This is a genomic window from Exiguobacterium sp. PHA03, assembly GCF_041945985.1.
Lineage (GTDB): Bacteria > Bacillota > Bacilli > Exiguobacteriales > Exiguobacteriaceae > Exiguobacterium_A.
Genome location: NZ_JAUTYQ010000001.1, coordinates 1,601,887 through 1,618,599, shown reverse-complemented (window position 1 = coordinate 1,618,599; position 16,713 = coordinate 1,601,887). Strand labels below are relative to the sequence as shown.

General features: G+C 45.3%; 20 protein-coding genes. 13 read left to right on the top strand and 7 right to left on the bottom strand.

The window, feature by feature from the left end; translation table 11 throughout:
- Positions 1–52: 52 nt before the first annotated feature.
- Positions 53–355: a PepSY domain-containing protein gene (locus tag Q7C19_RS08530; RefSeq protein ID WP_012371126.1), complete on the bottom strand. Its 303-nt coding sequence runs from the start codon at positions 353–355 to the stop codon at positions 53–55.
- 119 nt (positions 356–474) lie between these two features.
- Between Q7C19_RS08530 and Q7C19_RS08525 the strand changes: the two genes are divergently transcribed.
- Complete coding sequence (locus tag Q7C19_RS08525) at positions 475–1,545, top strand: M42 family metallopeptidase (protein WP_056062727.1); 1,071 nt, start codon at positions 475–477, stop codon at positions 1,543–1,545.
- 179 nt (positions 1,546–1,724) lie between these two features.
- Positions 1,725–2,738 (top strand): PTS sugar transporter subunit IIC, encoded by a 1,014-nt coding sequence (locus Q7C19_RS08520; RefSeq protein ID WP_214852777.1) that lies wholly within the window; start codon positions 1,725–1,727, stop codon positions 2,736–2,738.
- An 88-nt stretch (positions 2,739–2,826) separates the two neighbouring features.
- Here Q7C19_RS08520 and Q7C19_RS08515 read toward each other — a convergent pair whose 3' ends face one another.
- Positions 2,827–3,117 (bottom strand): hypothetical protein, encoded by a 291-nt coding sequence (locus Q7C19_RS08515; RefSeq protein ID WP_056062721.1) that lies wholly within the window; start codon positions 3,115–3,117, stop codon positions 2,827–2,829.
- A gap of 126 nt (positions 3,118–3,243) precedes the next feature.
- On the opposite strand from Q7C19_RS08515, the gene Q7C19_RS08510 reads away from it, so the two are divergent.
- The 7 genes from Q7C19_RS08510 to Q7C19_RS08480 all read left to right on the top strand — a co-directional run bounded on the left by Q7C19_RS08510 (position 3,244) and on the right by Q7C19_RS08480 (position 8,433).
- Positions 3,244–3,552, top strand: a complete 309-nt coding sequence (locus Q7C19_RS08510) for a thioredoxin family protein (RefSeq protein WP_035406177.1) — start codon at positions 3,244–3,246, stop codon at positions 3,550–3,552.
- A 53-nt stretch (positions 3,553–3,605) separates the two neighbouring features.
- Entirely contained in the window at positions 3,606–4,403 is a 798-nt protein-coding gene (locus Q7C19_RS08505) for a DUF1444 domain-containing protein (protein WP_056062718.1), read from the top strand.
- Positions 4,404–4,456: 53 nt separating this feature from the next.
- Entirely contained in the window at positions 4,457–5,065 is a 609-nt protein-coding gene (gene ytpR, locus Q7C19_RS08500; RefSeq protein WP_035406183.1) for a YtpR family tRNA-binding protein, read from the top strand.
- 37 nt (positions 5,066–5,102) lie between these two features.
- The gene (locus tag Q7C19_RS08495) at positions 5,103–5,840 is read left to right on the top strand and encodes a hypothetical protein (protein ID WP_290752088.1); all 738 of its coding nucleotides are present in this window, start codon (positions 5,103–5,105) and stop codon (positions 5,838–5,840) included.
- A 78-nt stretch (positions 5,841–5,918) separates the two neighbouring features.
- On the top strand, positions 5,919–7,214 hold the full coding sequence (gene murC / locus Q7C19_RS08490; RefSeq protein ID WP_035406189.1) for a UDP-N-acetylmuramate--L-alanine ligase: 1,296 nt from the start codon (positions 5,919–5,921) through the stop codon (positions 7,212–7,214).
- Positions 7,215–7,384: 170 nt separating this feature from the next.
- On the top strand, positions 7,385–7,900 hold the full coding sequence (locus Q7C19_RS08485; RefSeq protein ID WP_035406192.1) for a DUF2179 domain-containing protein: 516 nt from the start codon (positions 7,385–7,387) through the stop codon (positions 7,898–7,900).
- 92 nt (positions 7,901–7,992) lie between these two features.
- Entirely contained in the window at positions 7,993–8,433 is a 441-nt protein-coding gene (locus tag Q7C19_RS08480; protein WP_023469073.1) for a Dps family protein, read from the top strand.
- A 53-nt stretch (positions 8,434–8,486) separates the two neighbouring features.
- Here Q7C19_RS08480 and Q7C19_RS08475 read toward each other — a convergent pair whose 3' ends face one another.
- Complete coding sequence (locus Q7C19_RS08475) at positions 8,487–9,599, bottom strand: aminopeptidase (protein WP_035406195.1); 1,113 nt, start codon at positions 9,597–9,599, stop codon at positions 8,487–8,489.
- Between the two features lie 138 nt (positions 9,600–9,737).
- Here Q7C19_RS08475 and Q7C19_RS08470 point away from each other — a divergent pair, with 138 nt between their 5' ends.
- The 4 genes from Q7C19_RS08470 to ccpA all read left to right on the top strand — a co-directional run bounded on the left by Q7C19_RS08470 (position 9,738) and on the right by ccpA (position 13,295).
- A complete protein-coding gene (locus Q7C19_RS08470; RefSeq protein ID WP_035406198.1) occupies positions 9,738–10,307 on the top strand; it encodes a DUF948 domain-containing protein in 570 nt (189 codons plus the stop codon).
- A complete protein-coding gene (locus Q7C19_RS08465; RefSeq protein ID WP_035406201.1) occupies positions 10,304–10,840 on the top strand; it encodes a YtxH domain-containing protein in 537 nt (178 codons plus the stop codon). The genes Q7C19_RS08470 and Q7C19_RS08465 overlap by 4 nt, the downstream gene beginning before the upstream one ends.
- A 200-nt stretch (positions 10,841–11,040) precedes the next feature.
- Positions 11,041–12,126, top strand: a complete 1,086-nt coding sequence (locus tag Q7C19_RS08460) for a bifunctional 3-deoxy-7-phosphoheptulonate synthase/chorismate mutase (RefSeq protein ID WP_290752076.1) — start codon at positions 11,041–11,043, stop codon at positions 12,124–12,126.
- 158 nt (positions 12,127–12,284) lie between these two features.
- Positions 12,285–13,295 (top strand): catabolite control protein A, encoded by a 1,011-nt coding sequence (gene ccpA / locus Q7C19_RS08455; RefSeq protein ID WP_035406207.1) that lies wholly within the window; start codon positions 12,285–12,287, stop codon positions 13,293–13,295.
- Positions 13,296–13,348: 53 nt separating this feature from the next.
- Here the strand turns inward: ccpA and Q7C19_RS08450 are convergent, their stop codons facing one another.
- The 4 genes from Q7C19_RS08450 to Q7C19_RS08435 all read right to left on the bottom strand — a co-directional run bounded on the left by Q7C19_RS08450 (position 13,349) and on the right by Q7C19_RS08435 (position 16,668).
- On the bottom strand, positions 13,349–14,092 hold the full coding sequence (locus tag Q7C19_RS08450; RefSeq protein WP_155960138.1) for a FixH family protein: 744 nt from the start codon (positions 14,090–14,092) through the stop codon (positions 13,349–13,351).
- Between the two features lie 102 nt (positions 14,093–14,194).
- Positions 14,195–15,388 carry an acetoin utilization protein AcuC gene (locus Q7C19_RS08445; RefSeq protein WP_056062706.1) on the bottom strand — a complete coding sequence of 398 codons (1,194 nt, stop codon included), beginning with the start codon at positions 15,386–15,388 and terminating at the stop codon, positions 14,195–14,197.
- Positions 15,385–16,017 carry an acetoin utilization AcuB family protein gene (locus Q7C19_RS08440; RefSeq protein WP_035406212.1) on the bottom strand — a complete coding sequence of 211 codons (633 nt, stop codon included), beginning with the start codon at positions 16,015–16,017 and terminating at the stop codon, positions 15,385–15,387. The genes Q7C19_RS08445 and Q7C19_RS08440 overlap by 4 nt, the downstream gene beginning before the upstream one ends.
- 18 nt (positions 16,018–16,035) lie before the next feature.
- The gene (locus tag Q7C19_RS08435) at positions 16,036–16,668 is read right to left on the bottom strand and encodes a GNAT family N-acetyltransferase (RefSeq protein WP_023469064.1); all 633 of its coding nucleotides are present in this window, start codon (positions 16,666–16,668) and stop codon (positions 16,036–16,038) included.
- Between the last annotated feature and the right edge of the window lie 45 nt (positions 16,669–16,713).

The window sequence follows — 16,713 nt, the reverse complement described above, 5'->3', positions numbered from 1 at the left end:
TAGGAACGTGAAAAAAAGACCGTACTTCATCGATTGAAGCACGGTCTTCTGATTAAGCGTATTCGAGTAATGCGCCAGTTTCGGCATCGACTGTGAATTGATACGTTTTTTCGTCATCACCTTCAAGGACCGAGATGCCACCTTTATAGCTTTGGTAGTCACGTGACTCATATGCGTAAGCCTCCGGTGTTGCAGAGATCCATGCACCTTGGACACGTCCTTTTGCTGAAAATGTGCGTTTCGTGATTTCGAGCGCTTCTTCGGCAGAAAGTTGTTTATTGTCAACGGCCTTCTTCACTGCGAAAGCGGCGACGACAGCTGCTGCCAATCCGATAATCCAATAGCGTTTTTTCATTAAAATTCCCCTCCTTACAGGTTCTATTCCTACTGTACCAAATAATTCGTTCAGAGAGAAACAAAAGGTTAAGTGATTGAAGCAATTTTTTGTATAATGGGTAACAGGAGGCGATACATATGAATGAAAAAACGAGAGAGTTATTTCGAACACTGACGGAATTAAATGGGGCACCAGGGTTTGAACACGATGTTCGTCAGTTCGTTCGCGAACGCATTACACCTGTCACGGATGAGATCGTTACAGATGGACTGGGTTCGATTTTCGGGAAGCGAACAGGGGATGCGACAGGACCGAAAGTCATGGTTGCCGGACACATGGATGAAGTGGCATTCATGGTGACGCAAATCACGAAGAATGGGATGTTACGGATCCAACCGCTCGGTGGTTGGTGGAGTCAAGTATTGCTTGCCCAACGGTTCTCGATCTGTACAGACAACGGTATCATCCCTGGTGTCATCGCGTCGATTCCACCACACTTATTAACAGAAGAAGTACGCAATAAGCCAATGGCAATCAAAGACATGTTCATCGATATCGGTGCGGATTCAAAAGAAGAAGCGGAATCGTTTGGTGTACGTCCGGGTATTCCGGCAGTACCATTTTTCCCGTTCACACCGATGGCGAATCCGAAGAAAATCATGGCGAAAGCATGGGATAACCGCTATGGTGTCGGAATGGCAATCGAATTGTTGGAGGAGACGACAGCAGCGGATCATCCGAACATTTTGTTCTCTGGTGCAACGGTTCAAGAAGAAGTCGGATTGCGCGGTGCCCAAACAGCGACGACGCTTATCGATCCTGATGTGGCGTTCGTCGTCGATGCGTCTCCTGCCAATGATGCGTCAGGAGACAAAACGGAATTTGGTCAACTCGGACAAGGACCATTACTCCGTATTAAAGACAGCGTCATGATTCTTTCGAAAGAGATGACGGATTATGTCCTTGATACGGCAGAATCGAACAAGATTCCGTATCAATACTACGTCGGTGCAGGTGGAACGGACGGCGGTGTCATCCATCGCTCGAACAATGGTATTCCAACAACAGTCGTTGGTTTACCGGCACGTTATATCCATACGCACGCATCGATCATGCATACAGATGATTATGATGCGGCGAAGGAATTGCTACGAAAACTCGTCACGAATCTTGATACGACGACGCTTGCAACATTGCAAGTCAAGTAAATAACGAACGGGGAGGACCATCCTCATGAAATAGACGGCGGACTTATAATCCGTCGTCTATTTTATTGTAGTGAGAACATAATGATGTTGATTGTCTTGTCAGTTGGAAAAACAGCCTAGTCGAATCGAAAGTGGATTTGGTATAATGATACGCGATGTTGAGTAAAGGACGTGACAAGATGTTCAAGCAAAAGGGAATTTCACTTAGCCCTAAAGTATATTTCATCACTGTATTAAGTTATATGGCGCTTGGTTTATTCAGTTCGCTGATCATGGGCTTGATTGTTCAAACAATCGGAGAAGGGTTGGTAGATCGTGGTATCGAAGCAAGGTTTCTTATTCAATTAGGCGAGCAGGCGATTGCTCTGACGGGACCAGCGATCGGTGTCGCCGTAGCGTTTGCGCTTGAAGCACCGCCACTCATCTTATTTGCAGCAGTTGCGGTTGGAGCATTTGGATATGAAGCTGGCGGACCGGCAGGTAGTTACATTGCGACGCTACTTGCAACAGAAATCGGAAAACTCGTGTCAAAGACGACGCGACTCGATATTCTGTTGACGCCGTTCGTCACGTTGCTAGTTGGATTCGTTGCTGGACGTTATGCCGGGAAATGGATTGGAAAAGGCATGACCGATCTGGGTGAAATAATTCGCTGGGGGACGGAACGCGAACCGTTGTTCATGGGTATCTTCATTGCTACCGTCATGGGACTTGCATTGACAGCGCCGATTTCAAGTGCCGCACTTGGAATCATGCTTGGATTGGATGGACTTGCTGCGGGTGCTGCGACGATCGGCTGTGCCGCTCAAATGATTGGTTTTGGTGTCATCAGTTATCGTGATAACGGAATCGGGGGCGTCATCGCACAAAGTATCGGCACATCGATGCTCCAAGTCGGAAACATCATCCGCAATCCTTGGATTCTCATTCCGCCTACGATCGCAGGTGCTATCCTAGCGCCATTCGCGACTGTTCTGTTGATGCTTGAGAGCAACCCAGAAGGCTCAGGCATGGGGACGAGTGGTTTTGTTGGTCCATTGATGTTGTTGAAGACGATGGGATTTGAAATGGAATACTATGTAGCCGTCATCGTATTATGTTTTATTGCGCCTGGCATCATCAGTTATCTCATCTATCGGTTATTACTTCGACTCGGTCGGATTCAAGATGGTGACTTGAAAATCGAATATTAAGTACAAAAAGCTGATTCTAAAGAATGTGTCTGTTTGACCGAATGGTGGATAAACAAGGACATGCCTTTTGAATCAGCTTTTTTTCATTTCATAAAGAGAATCCGAATGAACTCGAATAAAAACTCGTGAAGAAGATGTAAAGATAAACGAGATAGAGGGGTATCAAGTAACGCATGCGCACGACAGGTAATTTCCGAGCAAGTCGTTTTCCGAGTGCTTCGAGTAGAATGATGACCGCGAAACCGACAACTAAATATAAAAAGATTTCGGGTAAGCTCCGTTCGGAATCAATGAAGGAATAGCCGTAACGTAAACAACTCGTCATGCCGATGAAGCCGACGAAGCGTTCGAACGGATGTTTGATTGGTTGATCTGCCATAGTGAAGTCCTTTCAAGGTGTTTTCTAGTTGCAGTATAGCAAACCGAGCACAAAAACGCACAGTCACATTTGAATATGCTATGATGAGGGCAATGACTTCTAGGGAAATTAAAGGAGGAAACCATCATGAAAACATTACAATCCAAACAAGAATTCGATACAGCAAAACAAGGCAAGGCCGTCTTTTTATTCTCAGCAAACTGGTGCCCGGATTGTCGCTTTTTAGATCCGTTCATGCCGGAAATCGAGCAGACGTTTGACGCGTTCGAATTTTACTATGTCGATCGCGACGATCACATTGAAATTGCCCAGGAAATGGACATCTTCGGAATTCCAAGCTTTGTCGCGTTCCGAGATGGTGAAGAAACAGGGCGTTATGTCGGCAAAGAGCGGAAGACACCAGAACAAGTGACAGCATTTTTAGAAACGGTTTAAGAAAAAAGCGAGCGCTGACTCGCTTTTTTTCATGATAGAAAGGATGAAATCAAGTGGAACTACAACAAATCCGAAGAATGATGACACAAACATTCGAAGAAGAAGGTTATACAACGTATTTCGATCGTGAAAAGTCCGTGTTACGAATTGAGCGGAAGCATGATAAATCAGGCGTTGATGTCGGATTGAACCCGCTCGTCGCAAAAGCAAAACGAAGAGGTGTCATCGCAGTCGAAGAGACGATCGAATACATCCGTGCTGTGCTCGGACAAACGGATCAAATTTCACTCGTTGGACAAGAACAGAAAATATTCCCTGTCATTCGGGCTAAATCGTTTGCTGATACGACAAAAGAAGGAAAAACGCTTGTCAGCACACCACATACTGGTGAGACGAAAATCATGTACGCACTTGATTTAGGGGCGACATATCGTTTGATTGACGAGGAGTTATTGGCATCTGCAGAATGGACGGCTGAACAGCTGTCGGAAGCTGCACGTTTTAACCTGAAATCGCTCGATGCGCCATTTAAACAAGATGAAGTAGCGGGGAACATCTTTTATTTCTTGAGTCTTGGAGACGGATATGAGGCGAGTCGTGTCTTGAACAAGACATTGTTAGCTGATTACGCGGCGCGGATCGAAGGGGAATTCGCTGTTGGTATTCCACACCAGGATGTCTTGATTTTTGCCGATATCCGCAATGACGCTGGATATGATGTCTTACAACAACTCATGTTTGATTTCTTCTCGAACGGTCGTGTACCTGTTACGGCATTGCCATTCTTATATGAAGATGGCAATCTTGAGCCGGTCTTCGTCCTCGCGAAAAACAAGCAGCCGAAAGAGTAAAGAATCTGATACAATAGGCATTGTGAGAAAGACGGAAGGGAGTCATGGATTGAATGAATGTGTTTTATAATAAAGAGGGCGTCGGTGACGTCTTAATGATCATTTTAGAAGACGCACCACGTGCGGAAGTGACGGCGACTCGTGAAGGAGACGTAGCAACAATCAAGCATGGTGATCGTATTGTTGGTTACAACTTGTTTGAGGCGTCGAATACATTTACGATCGAGTCACAAGGACCGGTTGAATTGACGGAAGAATTGGCAGCACGCATCCAAAAGGAACTTGCAAACCGAGATATCGAATTGTCACTCGAACAAGTTGACTATTCTCCGAAATTCGTTGTCGGGTTTGTTGCTTCTTGTGAGAAGCATCCGGATGCTGACAAATTATCGGTCTGTCAGGTAGAGGTGGATAACGGAACTTTACAAATCGTTTGTGGAGCGCCGAATGTAGCAGCGGGTCAAAAGGTCGTCGTCGCTAAACCGGGTGCGGTCATGCCGTCTGGGTTAATCATTCGTCCTTCAGCATTACGTGGCGTACCGTCAAGTGGTATGCTCTGTTCAGCGCGTGAGCTCGGACTTGCCAATGCGCCACAAGAAAAAGGGATTCTTGTACTTGATGATACATCAGCAGTAGGGGAAGCATTCTCAATCGGTCGATGATTCGACCGATTTTTTAACAAGATGGAGGGGTGAACGTATGAGTAATCGTTATGAACAGTCACTAAAGGAGCAAGCTGCCCGAATTCGTCGAGAGCTTGCGGGGGAACGTGAGACAAAGCCGGTAGAGCGTCCGAAAAAAGAGGAGCGCGAAGACCGCTTCGTTTTAACAGATGTTCCTTCACCGATTTATGGATTCCAACGTCCGAAACAATCTGTATCTGAAACGGTAGAAGCTGCGGAAGAAACAAAAACCGTTGAACAGGTTTCAGATGCAGATGAACAGGGAATTACTGATGAGGTTACTTTGACGGAGCAGGAGGCTGTTGCGCCGGAAGAAGTTGTCTTAGACAATGCAGAAGCAGATGCTGGCTTTGTACCGGTGACGGACGTTGAATTACTTGTACCGGAACCTGAAGCCAATCAAGATCACGTAAGCGAAGTCGAATTGCCGACCGTACCTGAAACAGAAGAAACGGTTGTAAAAGAGCGGGTAAGTGAAGCGCCTTCTACACGTGAAACCGTAGAAGAGCAAACTGTTCCGATGGATACATCGAGCGAGGCACTTCTTGATGATCAAGAAGCAGAGAAGCAACAATCGGAAGAAGTCACTTCGATTTTGGATCCATCTGTTACTGAAGCGGAAGCAGTAGCACCCGTTCAGTCGGAAGTGAAAAAGCCGGTTGGACCGCCTGTCAATGTCGTTATGACGACAAAAGACTTGATGGCGATGTATCGTGCGCGTCGAGAGCAAAATAATTTACATGGTAAAAAATAAATCGGTTTGCTATAATGGTACAGGTTTTGTACCCGAGCCCGATGGTACGGACCGGAACGTGAATTGGAGGGCTTTTATATGACAAAGTATCATTTTGTTGGAATCAAAGGAACAGGGATGAGTGCGCTCGCCCAAGTACTACATGAGATGAATCATGAGGTACAAGGTTCAGACATCGAAAAGCACATTTTTACTGAAGACGCGTTACGGGCTAAGGGAATTCCATTCTTCCCGTTCAATGCGGATAACATCAAAGAAGATTATGTCATCATCCAGGGGAATGCCTTTGGAGATGATCATCCAGAAATCGCACGGGCAAATGAACTTGGTTTAACGATCCATCATTATTACGATTTCTTAGGACACTTAGCAAATGAATATCGTTCGGTCGCCATTACAGGCTCACACGGAAAAACGTCGACGACAGGTTTGCTTTCACACGTCTTGAGCGGTATTACACCGACGGCCTTCTTGATCGGAGACGGAACAGGGGCAGGAGTAGAAGATGCGAAGGCATTCGTCTTCGAGGCATGTGAATACAAACGTCACTTCTTATATTACAAGCCGGATTACGCTATCATGACGAACATCGACTTCGATCATTCGGATTATTTCACGGGAATCGATGATGTCGTTTCGGCTTTTCAAGAGATGGCGATGCAGGTCAAGCAAGCAATCGTTGCTTGTGGAGATGACGAACATCTTCAAAACATTCAAGCGAATGTACCTGTTCTTTATTATGGATTCGGAGAAAACAATGATTTCCGAGCTGAAAATGCGACATCAACGCCAGACGGTACATCGTTTGATGTCTATTTACGTGATGATTTCTATGGCACGTTCCTGATTCCAGGATTCGGTCGTCATCATGTCTTGAACGCATTATCGGTCATTGCGATCTGTCAGTACGAAGGATTGAGTAAAGAAGACGTTGCTGAACGTTTAGCAACATTCGGTGGAGTGAAACGCCGCTTCAGTGAGTCAGAATTTGGCACACAAATCCTAGTAGACGACTACGCACACCATCCAAAAGAGATCAGCGCAACGATCGAGTCGGCACGGAAGAAATATCCGGATCGTGAAGTCATCGCGATTTTCCAACCGCATACGTACACACGCTTGAAATCATTCATGGATGATTTTGCGACATCTTTACGTGAAGCAGATGCGACATATCTATGTGAAATCTTTGGTTCAGCACGTGAGCAGGAAGGGCAAGTTCGAGTCGAAGATTTGCAGGAGAAAATTCCGCAAGCTTCTATTCTGACGCGCGACAACGTTTCTGTCCTACGTCAGCATGAAAATGCTGTGCTTCTATTCATGGGAGCGGGCGACATTCAAACGTATCAGCATCAATATCAAAGTGTAAAATAAGTGAGAACCAAAAGTGTCACTCGATTAGAGTGGCATTTTTTTGTCGTAAATTTGAATTGTGATAGTAAAATCAAAAAACTGATAGGGAAAATCTAAAATAGGATTGCATCTTGAAATAAAGTTTGAAATAGTGTGTATGTGTTGAAGTTATTATAGAGAGGAAAGACACCATGGGACAGATTTTACTCATCTTATTGCTCCAGTTGATTTACGTTCCTGTTTTGACATTACGGACGATCATGCTTGTCAAAGGGCGGACCGTCATTGCCGGACTCTTTGGGACGGTCGAAACATTGATTTACATTTTTGCATTAGGAATCGTGTTCCAAGACTTAACGACACTTGGTATGGTCGTTTATGCACTCGGATTCGGACTTGGTATACTCATTGGTGGATATGTCGAACGAAAACTAGCCATCGGTTACAATATGATCCAAGTACACACACAAGAATTTCCGGCAGAACTCATTCAAGTCATCCGTGATAATGGTTTCGGTGTGACGCATTATCAAGGACAAGGTCGAGACGGTGTTCGTTACCGATTAGATGTCCTTGCGGCACGAACACGTATGAAAGTGCTCCGTAACCTCGTCGAGGAGTATGAACCGAAAGCATTTCTCGTTGCCTTCGATTCCGTCGACTTCAAAGGCGGATATATGCTAAAGGGATTAAAACGTCCGCGATAATCCAATCTTCCTGAAAATGATGTTTATCCTTTGTTATTTAAGGATAAAGATGAATTAGAACGTCATTTGAAATCAGGAAAGGGGAATATCAGATGATCAGTAATCATGCAAAATCAGCCTTGAATCAACAGGTCGCAAACTATGGGGTCCTATTCGTTAAGCTCCATAACTACCATTGGTATATTAAAGGTCCAGACTTCTTGACGCTTCACGAGAAGCTTGAAGAACTCTATACATGGGTGTCTGAGCAGTATGATGTCGTTGCGGAACGTCTCTTGATGAATAACGGGACACCTTCAGCGACGCTAAAAGAATATTTAGAACAAACGACACTCGAAGAAGCAAAATCAGGTTTGTCAGCAGATGAGATGATCGATTCGGTCATTAAAGACTTCCAACAAGTCCGAAAAGAGATGCTTGATGCGATTGAACATCTTGAGGCACAAGACGTAACAGTGGAAGATGATCTGCTTGGTCAAGCGAAGGAAATCGAAAAACAAATTTGGATGCTTCGTGCGACATTGAAAAAATAAGATATAGAAAACGGATGCCCCTGTCCTATGAAGGACGAGCCATCCGCTTTTTCTTATTTCAGGTTTTCAGGATTGAGGACTTCGAGTTCAGGAAGGACGAAACGACCGTCTTTACGGATCAATACGTCGTCAAACCAGATCTCCCCACCACCGTAATCAGGGCGTTGGATATTGACGAGATCCCAGTGAACGGATGAATCATTACCGTTGTAGGCTTCTTCGTAAGCTTGACCCGGCGTGAAGTGGAAGCTGCCATCGATTTTCTCATCGAACAGAATATCCTTCATTGGATGCTGGATAAAGGGATTGACGCCAATCGCAAATTCACCGACGAAACGAGAACCCGCATCTGTATCGAAGACTTGGTTGATACGATCCGTATCGTTCGCCGTCGCTTCGACAATTTTACCGTCTTTGAACGTCAGTTTGACGTTTTCAAACGTGAATCCTTGATACGGAGATGGTGTGTTATATGAGATGACACCGTTGACGGAATCTTTAACGGGTGCCGTAAAGACTTCACCGTCCGGAATATTGGCATTTCCGGCACATTTGATTGCTGGGATGTCTTTGATCGAGAACGAAAGGTCCGTTCCTGGTCCGACGAGACGAACACGATCCGTCCGGTTCATCAAATCGACGAGCGGTTCCATCGCTTGTCCCATTTTTTCGTAATCAAGCGTACAGACATCGAAGTAAAAGTCTTCGAATGCTTCTGTCGATTGATTGGCAAGTTGAGCCATCGATGCTGTCGGGAAGCGAAGGACGACCCATTTCGTTCCTTTGACGCGATCCTGTGTATGCATCTTACCAATCGTTTGACCGTACAGTTTCATTTGTTCAGCTGGTACATCCGATAGTTCATTGATATTATCACCAGCTCGTAATCCGATGTATGCATCCATCGCCTGCATCTGCTTACGTTCGATGTCTGCCATCAATTGGAGTTGCTCTTCTGAAGCATTTCGGTATAATTTTCGTAGGATACGATTATCCTTAAGTAAGACGAACGGATGACCGCCAGCCGCGTAGGCAGCTTCTACGAGTGCTTCGACTAGTTCACGTTCGATACCGAAATTTTCAATCAATACTTTTTCACCAGGTTCAAGGGCAACCGAATAGTTGATCAGATTCGTTGCCAGTTGAGTAAGACGTGGGTCACGCATGAAATTTCCCCCTCGAAATGGATGATGTAGGTTTCAATTATCATTGTAACGGAAATAAACCATTTGGAGTAGCAGGAACGACTTGCTACATGTCGAACTAACAACAAAAGACTACGCAAAAAATTGGAGGCAAGAACCATGGAAATCACATTAGGCGGAATCGCCGGATTAGTCGCTGCGATCGCATTCGTAGTACTCGTCATTTTCCTTGCCCGTGTACTAAGTGCAGCAAGTAAGACGCTGAACAATGTAGCCAACACGACAGCAGGACTTGAACGTCAATTGGACGGTATCATGATGGAGACGACAGCGTTGTTACATAAGACGAATCGTCTTGTCGATACGATTGAAGAAAAAACCGAGTTGCTTGCACCTGTTGCAAACTCGATCGAAGAGCTTGGTACGTCCTTGAATAAAGTAACAGATTCTGTCCGGACGGTATCCGATACGGTCGCTGGTGCGGCAGATACGAATAAAGACCAGATTGCACAAGCAGTCCGTTGGGGCTCAGTCGCTGTAGAATTATTCAAAAAAAATAAACCGGCAGAAACAACAGTTTCAAATCATACGACAGCAACGACGACAGTTGAGAAAAAACCACGTCGTCGATTCCGGAAAAAAGCAGAGACACCGGTTACACCGGAAGTCGTATCCGTCCCGGACGTCGAAAGCATTCCAGATGAGTTGAAAGGAGATCGTAAATCATGACGAAACAACATCCATATCAAGCACAAGATTCTTCTAAAGGAGGAGGTTTCCTTGCGGGAATCATCGTTGGTGGATTGATTGGTGCCGCGGCAGCTCTCCTTTCTAGTCCGAAATCAGGTCGTGAGATGCGCGACTTAATCGACGAGCGTACGGCTCCTGCACGTCAACGTTTGACAGAACAGACGCAAGTTGTTCGCGAAAAAGCAGAACCACTCGTGGGAGAATGGATTCAACTGGCAAAAGACAAAGCAGCACCTGTCATTGAAAAAGCAAAGAATAATTCGACAGTTCAAGAAGCGGCACAATACGCTGGTTTTGAGAAGGATCAGGCAAGTATCGATGCAGCTCTCGCAGAAGCAGAACAGCTTGTACGTGACATCGAGCGTGAAATTGGGGACGAAGTCGATGGCGCATCCGTGGCAGAAGAAATCGATACGGAAACGGTCGTTGATCTTTCAGAGCTACGGGAACAGTTAGCGGAAGAGCAAGAGGAAGACAATGACCCACAATCTGATGTGAATCATAAGAAATAAGAAGTGAATACGGAGCTCTCATCATGAGGGCTCTTTTTCTATGTTTCTTTATAGAGAAAACGTAGAAAAAATTATATGAAAAAACGTAATTTATTTTCATATTTTAAGAAATCATGCAGCTTCTTTATGTACAACATGGAAAGAGTTCGTTATAATTAGTTGCTATTACGAGCTATATGCTGATTAGGGAGTGGTAGGACATGGATCAACACGCAGAATTAAAAAGATTACGGGATGAACTCGATTTAGTGAATGCAGAATTATTGGAATTGATGAACCGACGTGGTCAAATTGCTGTCGAAATCGGAAAAGTCAAACGAGCACAAGGGCTTGACCGTTACGACCCTGTTCGGGAACGTCAAATGCTCGAATCAATTGCTGCTAATAACCATGGACCTTTTGAAACAGGACGCCTTCAGCATGTATTTAAAGAAATTTTCAAAGCTTCTCTTGAATTACAAGGAGAAGATCGGACTCGGAAATTACTCGTATCACGGAAACAAAAACCGACGAACACGATCATCCAAATCGGAGATGCTGTCATCGGAGATGGTTCTCAACAATTGATTGCTGGACCATGTGCGGTCGAGAGCGAGGAACAAGTATTCGAAGTCGCGGAACAACTCGCGAAACACGGCGTGAAGTTCATGCGAGGTGGAGCGTACAAACCACGCACATCACCTTACGACTTCCAAGGTCTTGGACTCGAGGGTCTAAAAATGTTGAAAAAAGCAGCGGACGCGCACGGTTTGCATGTCATCACTGAAATCATGACGCCGAGTGCGGTTGAATCTGCTTTACCATATGTCGACATTATCCAGGTTGGCGCACGCAACATGCAAAACTTCGATTTACTAAAAGAAGTCGGTCGTACAAATAAGCCGGTTCTTTTAAAACGAGGACTTGCTGCAACACTCGAGGAGTTCATGTACGCGGCTGAGTACATCATGGCAAGTGGTAACGATCAAGTCATTTTGTGTGAGCGCGGCATTCGGACATATGAACGTGCAACACGGAACACGCTTGATATCTCAGCAGTTCCAATTCTGAAGCAAGAGACACATCTTCCTGTCATGGTCGATGTGACGCATTCGACAGGACGGAAGGATCTTCTGTTGCCAACAGCGAAAGCGGCTTACGCGATCGGTGCTGATGCTGTCATGGTTGAAGTCCATCCGTTTCCGGCACTCGCACTATCTGATGCGAACCAACAACTTGATTTCCAAGAATTCGATACGTTCGTCGAAAACTTGACGACTACCTTTCCGGCACTAAACGTTCAATGATTTTCGAAAAAGGGTGACCTAAAGCGAATGAAAACGTTTTACAATGAAGGAAGAATGGGAAAAGAAAACTATCTTTTCCTGTCTTCCTTTCGTGTTGCCTAAAAATGAAAACGAAATGAAAACACTTGAGATGGATCATACTAAAGGAGGAATTTGTTTTGAATAGTAATATTACGATTTATGACGTCGCACGAGAGGCGGCTGTCTCGATGGCGACCGTATCGCGTGTCGTCAACGGGAATCCGAACGTTAAACCATCCACACGAAAGAAGGTCCAAGATGCAATCGAACAACTGGGTTACCGCCCAAACGCTGTTGCTCGTGGACTTGCAAGTAAAAAAACGACGACTGTCGGTGTCATCGTACCCGATATCTCGAACATCTTTTTTGCGGATTTAGCACGGGGGATTGAAGATGTTGCGACGATGTATAAATATAACATCATTCTTTGTAACTCCGACCAAAATCGGGAAAAAGAAATCCATTTGCTCAATACATTACTTGGAAAACAGGTTGATGGGATCATCTTCATGGGTGGGCGTCTACATGAGGATCTCGTTCGTGAATTCAAGACATCACCTGTGCCCATCGTTCTCGCTGCGACACTAAATCAAGATTATGACCTTCCTGCCGTCAACATCGATTACGAAAGTGCTGCACATGACGCCGTCAAATCATTGATTGACCGTGGACATGAACGGATCGGGTTCATCACTGGTCCACTTGAACAGCAAATCAATGGTGAAAAGAAATTTGCTGGTTATCGTCGAGCGCTCGAAGAGGCGAACCTTCCATTCAGCGAACAAAACGTCGTCCTTGGAAACTATACGTATGATTCAGGAATGAAGGCGATGAACCAGTTGCTTGAACTTGGAGAAGATTGCCCACGTGCGATTTTTGCTGGAACAGATGAGATGGCTCTTGGTGTCATCCATGCCTTACAAGATGCCGGACACCGTGTTCCAGAAGACTTCGAAGTCATCGGACACGATAATACACGTCTTGCGACGATGATTCGTCCGAAACTGACGACTGTCGTTCAGCCGATGTATGATATTGGAGCAGTCTCGATGCGTCTTTTGACGAAGATTTTGAACAAAGAAGAAATCGAAACGAACGATGTCACGTTACCACACCGAATCGAACAACGGGATTCGACACGCCCTTAATCGAAAAAGCGTCTCTTCTCTCAAGCAAGCTGCTTGAAAAAAGAGACGCTTTTTCATTTTGTGACGGTGATGAGTTCATCTTGGTGATGGTGGAGTTGATCATTTTCGACGTGCAGACGCACAGTCGTCTGACCGGGGGCGTTCAATGTGACTTTTCCGCTGTATGCATCACCTTTTTTAGTTAATGGAACATAATTATGTTTTTCAATACCGGTTTCAATGACTTCGACTTGAACGTTCGCCTTTAATGGTTTTCCATCGAGAAAAACGTGAAAGGAGACAGGGAGGTCAGCACCAGCCTTTACTTTCGTCGCACCCATATAATGGACAGACAGACCATCGACGGCTTCGTGTTCATGCGATGCTTCCTCTTTTTCATGTGAATGATCCATGACGACAAAAGAAATCTTATCCATGTGATGGAGTCCTTTTTTATCATTAATATGATAGAGACCTTCGTATTCACCTTCAGCAAGTTTGGCTTCTGCTTGATAGAAACCTGTCTTTTTCAAGGTTGCTTTGAATTTTTGATGTGCCCCATCTTGTTTTCCAGCTTTCCAAACTTCAAACGTCACGTCCTCAAGGTTGACGGGCTTTTTCTTTTCGACCGCGGATGCTTTAAAGACGACGGCATCTTCATCCATTGTCTTTGCTGGGATATCGACAGTGACGTCGACGGTCGGTTTTCCAGCCCCTTGCATGTTATCGTGATCCATTGCCTGCTTTTCATTCCCACACCCTGCAAGTACGATCCCTGTCGACAGAATGAGACCGGAGTAAAGCCATGCCTTTTTCATGATGATTCCCCCAACTATTCGTTTACTAAGTAAAAATTCCATATTTAGTATAGCAACAAGATGTGAACTCCGAACGAAATAAATGTGAAGATAAAAAGTCAATTAATCAGCGGAATAGGGGGAAATCGCTGTCAGTTGTTTTTTACGTTCATCGTTTACGAATGGCCAAATCAATCGTTTGACGGTCTCCCAATTTTTTTCTTCAATTTCAGGACGTCTTGGAATTGCGGGATAAAGTGGTGACGGATCATGCCAGTGCGTGGGTGGCGCTATTTCCTGTCCGCCCCATCGTTCTTGCCATGCAATTGGAATTTCCCCGTGAAAAGGATCTTGTCCTGTCATGGCAGCAAAAACCTGACTCCACGCGCGAGGAACGACACGATACCAATCATAACCACCGCCGCCTAAAGCAACGATTTTTCCATCTGTATACTTTTCTGCCGCAGCCACAGCGATTTGAGGAATCTTTTCATAACTTTTCATCGTTAAGGATAGATGCGTCAATGGGTCAAGCACATGCGCATCAGCGCCATTTTGTGTGATGATGAGATCCGGTTGAAACAACTCGCATGCCTCAAAGAGTGCCGTCTCATAAGCAAGTAAAAACGAATCGTCTTCCGTAAAAGCATCCAGTGGTACATTCCAGCTAAAACCGTATCCTTCTTCAGATCCTCTCTCCGTTACCATCCCCGTTCCTGGAAATAAGTAGCGCCCCGTTTCATGGAGAGATAGTGTCATGACATCATTTCGATTATAAAAGGCCCATTGCACACCATCCCCGTGGTGAGCATCCGTATCGACATAAAGGATTTTACAGTGATATTTTTCAATCATCGCCGCCATGGCGACAGCCGTATCGTTATAGACACAAAACCCTGAAGCACGTCCGCGGAACCCGTGATGTAATCCACCGCCGATATGAAATGTGCGTTTATACTGACCAGATAAGACGAGGTCACATGCTTCAATCGTTCCGCCGACAAGGAGGGAAGCACCCGAATGCATGTCTTGAAACAAGGGAGTATCTTCCGTACCAAGACCGTACATCTGTGCCTTGAGTGGTGATAATACTCCGGTTCCGGCTGCTTTGACAGCAGCAATATAATCCTGATCATGAACGAGTGCCAATTCTTCATCGGTCGCATGACGTGGGGCGATACAAGGGATGTCATCTAATTGATGCATCGATTCAAGCAAGGAAACGGTTAATTCGAGACGGATTGGGTTAAATGGGTGGGTCTCGGAAAATCGATAGGTTGCTTCTTCAGGACTATACAGATAAGCAAAATCCTTCATCTGCTCACATCCGGTCCAAGTACATCGAATCCTTCTTTGCGTAACTTCTCGATGATCCGAATTGGATTCATCGTCTGAACACGAAACGCAACAATCCGGACATACGGATCGTCTGTTGGATACACGAGTACATTTAAAATATTAATATTCGTTTTAGCAAGCAGTGCGGAAATCTTCGCTAATGTACCTGCTGTATTCTCGACACGGATCTCGATTTGGGAACTTGGTTCGAGTGCACCCGTCAACTGAACGAATGTCCGTAACAGATCCGTTTCCGTGACGATACCGACAAGACGTCGACCGCGGACGATTGGCAAGCAGGATAAGCGATATTCATAAAACAGCACAGCCGCATCTTCTAGAAAATCAAGCGGATGGGCCGTGACAGGGCTTTCGATCATAATGCTTGAAACGGGATACTGTAGGTCTTGTTTTGCTGTGTCCGGATGAAAGATGCTACTCGCGCTTTGAATTTCCTTTAGTCCGACAAGACCGACGAGTTCATGACGGGCATTAACGACGAGAATATGACGAATCTGATGACGTTGCATGAGTTCAACCGCATGCGCGATGGAATTCGTCGGTTGCATCGTGATGCACGTCGTATTCATGATTTGTTCGATTAACATGACGATTCCTCCTCGAGCTCAGTCATACATGAAGCGTCTTCTCAAGCGTAGCGCATCAAAATGAGCGACGACTTCAGGTGAGACGTGTTTTCCGATACGTGCCATCAGGCAGTTAGCAGGGTGGGAGGCGATTTCCGGATCATCGGTCGGGAAAAAGACAAGACCACCATGGTTCATCATCTTCTCCATGATCTTCCGGTAATCCCACACTGATAGTCCACTCCCTTTTAAGTCCCAATGCCAATAATATTCAGTCGTTAGAATTAAATAATGTTCCATGGCAGGATCTAGCATGGAGATTTCAAGCAATTTTTTACCAATCTGTTGTCCGCGGAACCGAGAGGAGACTTCAATCGCCCCGAGTTCCAAGATGTACGGATTGTTTCCCTCACTCCATGTTTCATAGGGATCAGGATATAAGTAAGTCACATAACCGATGATTTCCGTTCCTTGACGAGCGACGATGATCCGTCCTTCTTCAAGGTCTGCGATCTCAACGAGCGCTTGATGTTGTTCAGCGGGTGGACGAAAAGCCGTTAACCCTGAATCGAGTGTATACGTTGCTAGTGTTTGACTCGGTACGGGACCTTCGATGTCAACAGGACCGAGTGATGTTTCATGCGTCCGATGATTGAATTGTTTTTCAAACATGTAAGCGTCACCACCTTCCTATTCATTATAGACGAAAGCGCTTGA